A 12191-nucleotide genomic window follows, 5' to 3' on the forward strand; every position below is an offset into this window, starting at 1 on the left:
AACATACCTATTTAATATATCATATCGTACACTCAGATCGGGGGTACCATGGTCTCGAGAATGTCACCGGTCAAAGCGGCGGAATCAACCGATCAAAAAGTGACGGCAATACTCCGGGGAGCTGAAGAGGGATTGTGGATGGACCCGGTGATGAGGGGGGGTGCCGCGCGCCGACCCCAGCTGTTCGACTCGATCGTCCCAGCCTTCGAAGCGATCCGGGAAGGCGGACGTATCGACCCAGAACTTCTCAGGTTACTGCAGCTCAAGACCGGAGAGATCAATCGCTGCACGCACTACCTATTGGTGCGAACGAACTCCGTTCGAGACAGGGTTACTTCGAAGGAGGACCGTGTCTTCGCCGGGATCAACGAACGTGAACTCGCCCGACGTGAAGTGCTCGGCGTCCGATCGGCTGAAAAGATGGTCGACGATCCGAACGACACCGAGAACGACCTCCGTGAGGAGTTCACCGACCCCGAAATCGTCGAACTGGTGTTCGCGAACGCACTCTTCACTCTCGGGGATGACTGTACCAGCAGAATGGTAATGAACACCGGGGAAGGAAGTCTGAATTCTACCGAACTCGAGTCTCCCCTTGATCATCCCCAGGAAATACTGCGCAATTCGGGTTCGTGAGTCCAGTTATGCTGGTGCTCATCGTCCATATCGACGAAAGCAGCTACGAGTCTCTGGTCGAGAACGAGCGACTCGTGTTACTCTACTTTTGGGCAGAGTGGTGTGGTCCCTGTCAGGTTCTCGATTCAATGCTCGAGGAGTTAGCCGATGAATTTCCGGCTCTCGTGGTCGCAAGAATAGACACGGATACCAATGAGACTATTATGAACGAATTCGGCGTTGAAACCATCCCGACATTAATTTTATTCGAACACGGTGAACCGGTCGAGATCTTCGCAGGGAAGGTCCCGTATCTGGACTTCAAAAAGAGAGTGGATCGCCATATATAAATTTTGCTTTAGTATACCCTCTCCACTAATACTATTTTATCTTATATACTAATCAATTTACTCTACTCATCGGGTTATTTATAACCAGCCCTTGTACCTTGTTGACATGGCTGCTGCGTCCACGATGGGGGATGAGTTCCTACAGAAAGTGGCACTTTCAGCCGCTGACGGACTCCTCTCTCTCGATGTGGAGGGTCAAATAGTATTCGCAAATCCGGCCGTTCACGACCTCCTGGGGTACGAACCGACGGAGTTGATCGATCGTTCGTTCGACCGACTTCTCTCGGAAAAACGAGCGGTACCGTTCGAAGACCTCTCCGATCAAACGAACGAGGAAGCAACCCGCTCTCCCATCGAAACGACACTCCGCCATGCCGACGGCTACGGAGTTCCCGTCTCGATAGAAGTCGAGACGACGGAATACAGTCAGCGTCAGTACGTCATATTAACTCTCCATGACATATCAGAAAGGATGGGGAAAGAAGAAGCAGTACGAGCTGCCGAAAATCGTTTCCAGAACATCCTAGAACACTCCAACGACGCGATACTGATCTTTGATCCGAAGGCTGGTGGTTTCAAAGAAGTGAACGGTCATGCTTGCGAGTTACTCGGCTATTCACGCGATGAATTGCTGGATCTCGATCCGTCAGAGATTCATCCGCAGGAACAGGAATTATTTCACTCGATTACAGAGGAGGTACTCGAAGACGGCAACGGCCGGACTGACGAACTCCGTTGCTACACCGCTGACGGAGAGGTCCTCCCTGCAGAGATCACTATGTCGGTGATCGAATTCGGTGATCAGCCACATATCCTCGTAAGCATCCGGGACGTCTCTGAACGCAGAGAACGTGAACAGCAACTCCAGAACGATCGAGATCGATTGGCGGCACTGTTCGAAAACACGAACGATCCGATCATTGAGGTAGAGTTAGAGGATGATATTCCGACTATCCTGACAGTCAACCCGGCATTCGAAGAAGTGTTCGGATACGACGCGGAGGAGGTCCGTGATCGGTCCCTCAAGAACGTTCTCGTTCCTGAACAGGCGGAAGAGCCCCTCTCCCACGAGACGATTGTCCACCGCGTCTTCGAAGAGGAGGAAGACGTCGAGACGGAAGTTACACGCCGAACCGTTGGTGGGTCACGGGATTTCTTGTTACGCGCCGTCCCGATCCCCGATGACGACGAGACGGGAAGAGCGTACGGCATCTACACGGATATCACCGAGCAAAAGGAATACGCTCGACAGCTCCGAGCCGTCAACGAGGCGTGTCAGCAGTTGGTAATCACGGAAACCAAGGACGACATCGCCGACATCGTCGTCGAGACTATCGAACAGGTGCTTGATCGTCCGCTTAGCAGCGTCTGGTCATACGAACCCGACGAGGAAGTGCTTCGGGCGATAGCAGGGAGCGAGAAAGCACGATCGGTAGCCGAAGCGAACGACGACTCTGGAACGCTGACACCGATACAAGACGGTACTGTCGAGATGGAGGTCTTCCGCGAAGGGGAGGCACGGCTTATCGACGACTATGGAACGGTAGAGAAAGCAGCACACCCGGAGATGCCGCTCGATGCGCGTCTGGTCAAACCGTTAGGCGAGCACGGCCTATTAGCCGTCGGCGCAGCAACTGGCGATGACTTCGATCCCGCGATCCGGGATCTGTTCGGCGTCGTGGCGCAGTGTGCAGAGGCCGCATTCGATCGTCTCGAACGCGAACAGATGGCTCAGTTACAGTCAACAGCGATGCACGCTGCGATGGACGGAATGGCGATTCTCGACAATGAGATGAGATACATGTACGTCAACGACGCCTACGCTACCATGCACGGGTACGATGACTCTACTGAGCTGCTCGGAAAAACGTGGGATCATCTATACGACGAGAGCGCGATCAACCGGCTGAACGAGAGTATTCTTCCCGCGGTCTGGAATCAAGGGAACTGGCGAGGAGAGGTCACTGGAAGGCGAGCTAACGGGACGACGTATCCCCAAGAACTCTCGGTGACTACTCTCGACGGAACTGGGCTGATCTGTGTCATTCGAGACATCGCTGAGCGGAAGGAACGGGAACAACAACTCGAATCGCTGAATCAGGTCGCAGGCGAACTCATGCAGAGTAACGATCGCGAGACGATTACTCGAGCGGGGACCGATGCAGTGAAGCGGATCCTCGGATTTCAGGTCGCATGTGTTCGGCTGTTCGATCACGAAACGAATAGCCTCGAAATCGCCGCGCTGACGGACGACGCACGGGAACTGCTGGAATCACGTACGGCATACGATCTGGAAGCAACACAGGCCGGTCGCGCACTGCGGCGGGAGGAGACGGTACTCAACGAACGGTCGGACACGGATCACGACGACTCGGAATCGAAGTACACGGCCCTTCACACACCTATCGGAGCGTATGGCACTCTCAGTGTCGTTGCCGACTTCGAGGACGCGTTCGACGATCACGACATCCAGATGGCAGAGTTACTCTCGGTAACAATCGAGAGGGCGATTGCCCAGGCGGAACGGAATCGGCTGCTCCGAAACCGCACCGACGAACTGCGGCAGCAACGAGACCAGCTCGAAACGTTGGATCAAATTAACACACTCATTCAGGCGATCGGAACGCAACTCGATGAAGCAGCAACTCGCGATGATCTCGAACGAATGATCTGTGAGCAACTTGTCGATTCGGAACTGTTCCAGAGTGCGTGGATAGGCGGGCTCGATGTCCCTGACGATCGTATCGTTCTTCACGCGAGTGCTGGTATCGATGAGCGGTATCGAGAGGTGCTCAACAGAATGCCACTTTCGATGCTCGGTGAGGGAACGGTACAACAGGCAATCGAAACCGGCGATGCCGAAATCATCCGACAATATTCTGTCAGTAACTCCGAAACAGAAGGTGACTCCGGGGAGCGAACCGAGACGTTCGAAGCGATCGCAACGGTCCCCCTCGGATACGGTGAACGGACATACGGCGTCCTCGTCGTGACGACCACACGCGAGGACGTATTCAGCGAGAATACGATCGCAGGTTTCGAAGCTCTCGGGAAGATGACTGGCTTCGGTATCAATGCCACCAAAAATCGGGAACTACTGTTGTCGGACGAGATCGTCGAGTTGGAGTTCAAAGTCGCCGATCCAGAGGTGTTCTACATCCGACTCACTGACGAACTCGACTGTCGCTGTCTACTCACCAGTTCGGTTCCGCTCCCGGACGAGAAATCCATCAATTATCACCTGATCGAAAACGCAGACCCCGAGTCGGTCCTCGAGTTGGCCGAAGAGTCGGAAATGATCGAAGCGGCGGAGATCAATTCCGAGCGAGACGACGGATTCGTACTTCAGACCACGACAGCGCGGTCAGTAGTTACCCTCTCCATGGAGATGAGTGCCACTCTCCAGTCGGCCGTCTCGGAAAACGGGCAAGCGACCCTGGTTTTTGAGGTCCCATCGAGCGCTAGCGTTCGTAAAATGGCCGAGTCCTTGCAATCGATGTTCACAGATGTCGACCTGGTAGCCAAGCGAGAGCTCGAACGCTCCGTACAGACGGCTAGTACCTTTCACGATACCGTCGAGGCAGAGCTCACCGAGAAACAGCAGGCGACGCTCGAAGCAGCCTACGCTGCCGGGTACTACGACTGGCCACGCGAAGTCACTGCAGAACAGCTCGCTGACACAATGGGAGTTTCCTCTTCAACGCTTCACCAGCACCTCCGCACGGGAGAACGCAAACTCCTCTCAGTCTTCTTCGAAGACAAAAGCAGCCGAGCCGAACTGCAGTGACAGTCTCTCCCCATCGGTCGATATTCACGGACTGTGGGGATAGTCCCCTCATTCGTAGTCGTTCGGAGGTTCTCGTGGGGTTCCGGGACGGTGCAGTACCTGCGAAAACGAGTACCGACGAGCCTCGGTGGTACTAGCTTACGTGACTAGGCTAGATTCCTTTTCCGCTGAGAGCCATTTCGTTACCTGTGAGAGAACCAATGCACCACGAGGGACACGATGGAGATTCACTGTGCAAAACGAACGCCGTACAGTCCGACTCGCTCGAGTATCTGGTTTCTTTCACCACCGAGGCCGGGGAAGTCGTCATCTACGACGAACGGCAGCATACTCGCTGGATCAGTTCGACGAATGCTGTTGCCCTCGAGAGAATCCAGTGACAGCCGTTCGGCTACTCGAGCCGATTCGGACGCACGCGAGATGGTGGGAACGGAGACGGGAACGACTGGTGAACGCCACTTCGCAGTCTTTAGTAGCCACTGAAAGTCGAGGCGCACCGAATCGCGTGCCAACATCGCGATCAGTGCGTAAATCGTTTCGGTGGCTACGACAGCTGGCGGACCAGTAGTGGAATATTATTGGTATTATGCTATCTACTTCGACGCTATTCTCACCCACAGTAGTCGTCTCAGTGTGGGTATCTTCGACACAGATCCTCGCTTTCGATTCCCGCTCTAATCGCTTCGTTGAACTGTAACGTAGATACTCAAATGAGAGGATAGACAGTTGAGATGACAGTCAACCGATCCGAGAGCAGATCAGACAGCGTACTACACTGCTGTTGAAGAGTGGATATCCTCGAATCAAGCGATCCGCCGGTAACGAAGCGCCCGAGAGCGACAGCAAACGGTGTGAACTCGATCGGAAGCCGGCAACACCTGATCGCGGTCGGATACGACGAGTAGTTTCGTTGCGCCCGCTATCGGTGACGCCGTTACTCCCTTGCCGATATCGGACAATACCACGAATACATCTACAGGCGGAGCCGGTTAGCGAAGCCGAGAGATCCGTTCGAGTGTATTCACCCTAGTTTAGGGGTAGAATGTTTACGTCGGGTCAGGAACACTCGTACAGCGAAAGGTTCGAATGTTACCATCTCGTCACTGGTATCGGCTCCAGAGAATACAAGCAGAAAACGGAAATTACGGTATGCAAGGGTGGTCTCGTCCGCGAACACCTGTTGCAGACTGTTCCGCCGAACGAGATTTCATCTCGGACAGCGGTGCTGAACCAGCGCCTTCGTCACGCTTCGTTCGTTGACAGACGTGACCACGACAAAAACCAACTGACTAACCCGTAACCAGGTCACTCTCCAGTTACGCGCCTATGTTTGTAAACCCACAGCGATCTACCGTATGATTGGTGAAACTGACTTTCACAAGAGTTCAGATAGTGTGTTCTCTCGAGGATATCCGTTTGCCCCCGGAGCGGATGGCTACCCGAGTGAGGCGAACCCCAGGGAAGAACGGACGTCCTACCAGTCGCCGTCTACTCGAGGACGTGAGACCGGTTGCCCATCTACTCTCGACCGATTCCTGCACCGGCGACAGAAATGAATCGAAAGAATACGGTCGACGAACACCGATTCACTCGTAGCGGAACCGCCACCAACAGTCCAGACGCGACCGCACACGGAGAGAGTCAGACGGTGATCCATCCTCCGTACTCTCGGTAGCAGAGCGACAGAAACCGATTGGCCGCTCTCGGAAGGCAGAGCGACGGGGTTCTGTGGCTTCCTCGAGGGGCGGACTAGCCGATGGAGACTGCCGGCGCGTCTCGGGACACGGGACAGTCGAGTCTCTGCGATCCGTGCGGAGAGGGAAATCGGATCCGTGTCTCCTACTCTTTCTCCTGGATCCACTCGCTCACGGACGACGGTCGTGTGCCTCATCACGCATCGCGTCCGGTCGCTCGCTCTCTGGCCGTTTCCGTTCAGTTGCCGGTCTCGACGTCGATACTTTCGTCATCGCTCTCGACGTCGTAATCGGCGGTCTCGACTTCGAGCGCGACGTCTTCCTGTTCGATATTGTAGTCGTCGGTTTCGAACTCGGTGCGACCGTCCCCGTCCTCGAAGTCGATGTCGTCGCTCTCGACGTCAAGTTCCTCGCCGAGCTGTTCGAGGTCCTGTCCGTTGACTTCGATATCGACGTCGTCGCCGTTGACTTCGACATCGATATCCGTTCCCTGGCGGGTCTCGAACTCGAACTCGTCGTCAGTCAGTTCGTAGTCGAGCGCATCCGATTCAACTTCGGCGTCACCGGCGGACTGTTGGATGTCGTAGTCGTCGGTCTCGACATCCGCGTCACGGCCGTCGTTCTCGAAGTCGATGCTATCGTCTGTGACTTCGAGTTCGTCACCGACCTGCTCGATCTCGATGCCGAGGAAATCGATCTCGACGCCGAAATCTCTTCGATCGATCTCGACGGCCCCGTCAGTCGTCTCGAAATCCATCGTTCCGTTGTATCGCTGGTATTCGAATTCGTCCGTTTCGACGTCGACGATATCGCCGTCCCGCTCGATCTCGTACCCGTCTTTCTCGACCTCGACCCGATCGCTGTCCCGCTCGTAATCGAGATCGTCGCTCTCGACTTCGGCCCACTCTTCTTCGTGTTCGACTTCGAAGTCCTCGGCATCGATGTCTACGTCGTCCGCGGCCGTAGCAGTCGGTATCACTGCCCCAACGATTGCTACAACGACTAGCATGACCAGTAGTCGGTTTCGTATTCGCCTCATTTTGTGTTCTCCTAGCCTGGACGTATCGTCGTCTACCCAGACTCGTGGATGCTATCTCTTCATATGGGCCGAACCCAATTAAATCTCAGACAACGTATTAGTCAGCCGATATACGCGCGGTAATGCCGTGACTGGTCCGATAGTACGTTACGTCACAGACACTTCGTCGTCGCTACTGGTGAAACCATATATAATCGAGGTCGAATCGAGAGTACGGGACTCACCCGGGAGTTTTGGTGATGTGTTACACAACGGCCTCGATGACTGATGCAAAGAACCCCCTACAGGAATCGTCCGCGTGTCGCGAACTGTGTCCGCGATTTCGACATCGGCATTCGTTCCGTTCGACTGTCGGTCCCTCGCTCTCGATAGCGACTCCGTCGCTGGTCGTCTCGTTCTGAACTATCATTGTACCACCGCCTGCTGCCGCCGATATCACCATACCGAACGGACCAGCGAGCGCGAAAAACGTGGATAGCGCGAGCCGTATCGTTCGGTTCATGTATGGTCATTACAGTTCTCGGATCAGAGGTGTGATCGCGTTCTGGACCGCAACTATAGTAACAACTGAAACGATTTACACGCCGATCGCACAGCCGTCGTGCGATCGGGTGTGCATTGACTTTCAGTGGCTACTATATGTCATTCAATGAATTCTATAAGAATGGGGTTACTGCAACACATGAGTACTCGGCAACGGACCCAATGAGACCGCAACTATCGGTCTCGGATAATTACGATTACTCGGAGAAGAAAACGGGCTCGGACGAACGACTGGCTGGTCAGTCGCTTGTCTCGATGTCGAGCCCGTTCCGGTCGTTCTCGAAGTCGACGTCACGTGTCGTAACGTCGAGTCCGTTCCCATCCAGTTCGATGTCGGCATCGGCGGTCAGCGCGTCGATGCCGAAAATATCGTTTTCGAAGTCGACGTCGCGCGTCGTAACGTCGAGTTCATCGCCGTTCTGTTCGATATCGGCGGCGGCGGTCAGTACGTCGACACCGGATGCATCGTTCTCGAAATCTATCTCGTCGGTCTCGACCTCGAGTCCGTCATCGCTTCGCTCGATGTCGTGATCGTCGGTCTCGATCTCGATCTCGTCCCCGGTGACGTCGATATCGACCGGCCCAGCACCGTCGGTCTCGAGGTCGATGCTGCCATCGCTGTCGACCTCGAAATCGATGCTATCGTCTTCGATATCGACACTGCCGTTGTTCTGTTTGATTTCGATACTGTCGGTCTCTATCTCGACGACGTTCCCGGTACCTTTGCTCTCGAAGTCGATATCGGCGGTCTCGACCTCGGCGATGTTACCGGTCCGTTCGATCTCGGTGTCGCCGGCATCGAGTTCGACGACTGCTCCGTTCTCGGTGCTCTCGAAATCGGTGCCGCCGACTTCGACAGCGACTGCGTCGTCGTCCCGCTCGATCTCGGTGTCCCCGACTTCCAAGTCGATCACGTCGCGGCCGTCCTCACGTTCGAAATCGACGTCGGCATCGTCTTCGGTTTCCGCCGCTTCCCCGCCGAATCCGACCGCTACATCGTCGCTTTCGATTTCTCCCTCGTCGATGGCAGTTGTCGGTACCGCCGTGCCGACTGTCAGTGCGAGAACGGCAACGAACGCAGTCAGTATCGTTCGGTTCATAGCGGGTAGTTCGGACGGCTTCCATCACAGAGATGGAGCCACGAACCGGATCCGTTCAGGGTACACCCCAACTCGGTATAATACTTTTATTGACGTACGGGCGTGATGTGAGTAATATAATCAAATCTGATTAACAGGATTATTACTGTTCGGTTCGGGTGTCACCGCTCGAACGGGAGAGTATTGTATCGTCGTACGCTAACAGAGTGATACCGTCACTCGAAAACCGGTACTATCCGTTCCGGAGAGAGCCGTCGCCCGTCGGATCGATCCGCCGATAAAATAAAATGGGACCAGCCGATCGTCGGCTAGTTAGTTGTCCTCGACCTCGACGTTTTCACCGTCGGTTTCGATGTCACGGCCGTTCTCGACTGCGAGCTCGTCGTCGGTCAGCTCGATGCTAACGTCGTCCTCGAGTTCGAGTTCGCGGTCGTCGTTCTCGAAGTCGACATCGTTCGTCACGGTTTCGAGTTCGCCTTCAGCCTGCTCGATGTCGGCGTCGCTGGTCAACGCTTCGACGCCGGTGGGATCGTTCTCGAAGTCGACGTCGCTCGTCACGGCTTCGAGTTCGCCTTCAGCCTGCTCGATGTCGGCGTCGCTGGTCAGCGCTTCGACGCCGAATTCGTCGTTCTCAAAGTCCGTGTCGCCGTTCCGGACCTCGAGGCTGTCGCTGGTGTGTTCGATGTCGTGTTCGTCGGTCTCCAGTTCGACTTCGTCACTCTCGAGGTCGAGATCGACGCCTCCGACACCGTCCGTCTCGATGTCGACGCCGTCGTTGACCTCGTAATCGAGGCTGTCGTCGTCGATTTCGGCGTCGCTACCGTCTTGCTCGATGTCGGTGTCGCCGGCGGCGAGATCGACGGTGTCGCCGTCACTCTCACTTTCGAAGTCGGTGTCGCCGGCCTCGACTGCAGCGTCACCGTCGGATTGATCGATCTCGGTATCGGCGGCCTCGAGATCGACGGTGTCGCCGTCACTCTCACTTTCGAAGTCGGTATCACCGGCCTCGACTGCAGCGTCACCGTCGGATTGATCGATCTCGGTGTCACCGACTTCGGCATCGACCGTTTCGCGATCGTTCTCGGATTCCAGATCGACGTTATCGTACTCGACGTCCGCATCGTCACCGTCGAATTCGATGTCGGAATCGTCGTCCTCGATATCCACCCCGTCGTCTTGGGCGGCCGCCGGTATCGCCATCATGCCGACGGTCACCGTCAGCGCGAGGAGCGTCACGAGTACAGTTTGTGTCGTTCGATTCATATGTAGGTGGTCGTCACAGATTCCGGGCAGGGAGGCGGTCATCCCGGACTGTGACTGTACCAGAGACTACCGATCACACGCCCATAAAGATAAGGCAACTGATTGGTCATCGAATTAATCATTGGTAAGGTCGTAACCCTCGAGAGAGATCCTTACCGACTCGTTATCTCATATCCGACCGTTCACCGGGATAGTCGAAGGGACAGCATGGCAGAGTCGACTGGCCCTTCTCGCTACCTCGGGCCAGATAGGGGCGACGTACCGGTGCGTCAGCCCGGTCTGAAGGTCGATCGCGTTACCGAATCACGCAGACTCCGCTGGAGTACTGCCCTGATTACATCAACGGACGTGGCTGTCCTCCCGTTTCGAAATCCGATTTCGATTCGCTCGACGTGTCTGATCCGGATGAGAGGACCTGTTGTTGACAGTCCGTAGTCGTCTCTCGTCATCACTCGCCGCCGCAATAGCGAATTGCGCAGGGCAAGCGACGGACACGGTCGCTCTCTCTGTATCAGTTCCCGGTCTCGGACACGGGTCACACGGTAGAAGGGAGGGCGCGGTCAGTCACGCTGATCACCGGGCCGAGGATTAGAGCCGACGCCGGCCGCGTACGTTCCCTCGAGTACCGAGGTCGGGACGTTCACGACGGCGACGAAATCGGGATCAAAAGTGGACAGAGACGATTGCCAGAGTCGACTATCCGGTCCCGAAACCTGTCGAATTTGGTGGGTGAACCGCCCGTAACCACCTAACCGATGGGTAATCGAAACTTTATGATCGTACGGAATCTACGGAAACATGTACGCATCAGTACCCTCCTACTCCAGCGAATATGAGCCATGACCCACGACGGATTTCAGCGATCGCCGATGAAGTGAGAGCGGTCTACTACTCGCTCATCCGGGATGTCGACGCCCACGATGACGGGATCGGTCGAGAGCCACCCGCTGACTTCGGCGTCGATCCAGTCGCTGATCAACTGTACCTGCCGCTGGATCTCTGGAACAGCGACCGGAAGCCGTCGCGGACAGTTCCCGCACTCGTCGCTTACGACCCGTATCTCGACCGGAAAGACAGACACGAACTCCAGCGTATCATGGTCGGACTCGATGTCCTCGTCACGATGCTCGACGAGTTCATCGACTCGGCCCAGTCTCACAGTGAGTATCGACTTCAGTTGGCCGTCAATATCGCGTTCGCGAGTCTCCTGTCCTTCGAAAGCATCCCCGATGACGCGGCGGAGATCCACGAGGCGGTGGTAAGTTATCTCGTCGAGACCGCGCGAATTCCGACGATCGAACGCACCGTCCAGCGGGAACTCGACGAAATCACCTCGCCGGAGCGTGCAATGGAACTGATGCGGTTCTCGTACGCCTCCCGGGCGCGAGACATCTCCGTGTTCGGTCAGCTTCCCGCGTATCGCTCCGACGTCGACGACGGGACCGCCAGCCGTATCGTGAGCGACCTCGAGACGTACAGGGCGCACTATCTCCTGTTCGACGATATACGTGACGTACGGCAAGATGCTCGTAACGGTATCGAGACGCCCGTCCTGTGGTTGATAAAGACGTCCGACGACCTCGATGAAATCGTGGACGAACTCGCGGAGATATTCCAGGCGTTCGAATACGCCGAGACGCCGTACCGAGCCGCCCTCCGAGAATTAGAGCGCGAACCCGAGAACCTGCGCGATGAACTCGCCGCCGCAATGGACTCGCTCACGACGGAGTCAGACGCAGTTTCGAACCCAGTGAGATCCTCCTGAAAACCGCAGACGTGAAGAACTGCCTCCCTGAGTGG

At 55.9% G+C, this 12191-nt stretch carries 7 protein-coding genes; 4 read left to right on the plus strand and 3 right to left on the minus strand.

What is annotated here, in order from left to right; translation table 11 throughout:
- The first annotated feature begins 48 nt into the window (after positions 1-48).
- The 3 genes from LDH66_RS02810 (at position 49) to LDH66_RS02820 (ending at position 4752) form a co-directional block, all read left to right on the plus strand.
- Positions 49-636 carry a carboxymuconolactone decarboxylase family protein gene (locus tag LDH66_RS02810; RefSeq protein ID WP_226479555.1) on the plus strand — a complete coding sequence of 196 codons (588 nt, stop codon included), beginning with the start codon at positions 49-51 and terminating at the stop codon, positions 634-636.
- 8 nt (positions 637-644) lie between these two features.
- Positions 645-965 carry a thioredoxin family protein gene (locus LDH66_RS02815; RefSeq protein WP_226479556.1) on the plus strand — a complete coding sequence of 107 codons (321 nt, stop codon included), beginning with the start codon at positions 645-647 and terminating at the stop codon, positions 963-965.
- A gap of 106 nt (positions 966-1071) precedes the next feature.
- Positions 1072-4752 carry a PAS domain S-box protein gene (locus tag LDH66_RS02820; protein ID WP_226479557.1) on the plus strand — a complete coding sequence of 1227 codons (3681 nt, stop codon included), beginning with the start codon at positions 1072-1074 and terminating at the stop codon, positions 4750-4752.
- A gap of 1932 nt (positions 4753-6684) precedes the next feature.
- Here the strand turns inward: LDH66_RS02820 and LDH66_RS02825 are convergent.
- The 3 genes from LDH66_RS02825 to LDH66_RS02835 all read right to left on the minus strand — a co-directional run bounded on the left by LDH66_RS02825 (position 6685) and on the right by LDH66_RS02835 (position 10391).
- Positions 6685-7485, minus strand: coding sequence for a hypothetical protein (locus LDH66_RS02825; protein WP_226479558.1), 801 nt, complete (start codon positions 7483-7485; stop codon positions 6685-6687).
- Between the two features lie 782 nt (positions 7486-8267).
- Positions 8268-9128 (minus strand): midas domain-containing protein, encoded by an 861-nt coding sequence (locus LDH66_RS02830; RefSeq protein WP_226479559.1) that lies wholly within the window; start codon positions 9126-9128, stop codon positions 8268-8270.
- A gap of 312 nt (positions 9129-9440) precedes the next feature.
- The gene (locus LDH66_RS02835) at positions 9441-10391 is read right to left on the minus strand and encodes a midas domain-containing protein (protein ID WP_226479560.1); all 951 of its coding nucleotides are present in this window, start codon (positions 10389-10391) and stop codon (positions 9441-9443) included.
- Between the two features lie 832 nt (positions 10392-11223).
- Here LDH66_RS02835 and LDH66_RS02840 point away from each other — a divergent pair.
- The gene (locus LDH66_RS02840) at positions 11224-12156 is read left to right on the plus strand and encodes a hypothetical protein (RefSeq protein WP_226479561.1); all 933 of its coding nucleotides are present in this window, start codon (positions 11224-11226) and stop codon (positions 12154-12156) included.
- Positions 12157-12191: the final 35 nt, after the last annotated feature.

It is taken from the genome of Natrinema amylolyticum, from assembly GCF_020515625.1.
Classification (GTDB): Archaea; Halobacteriota; Halobacteria; order Halobacteriales; family Natrialbaceae; genus Natrinema; species Natrinema amylolyticum.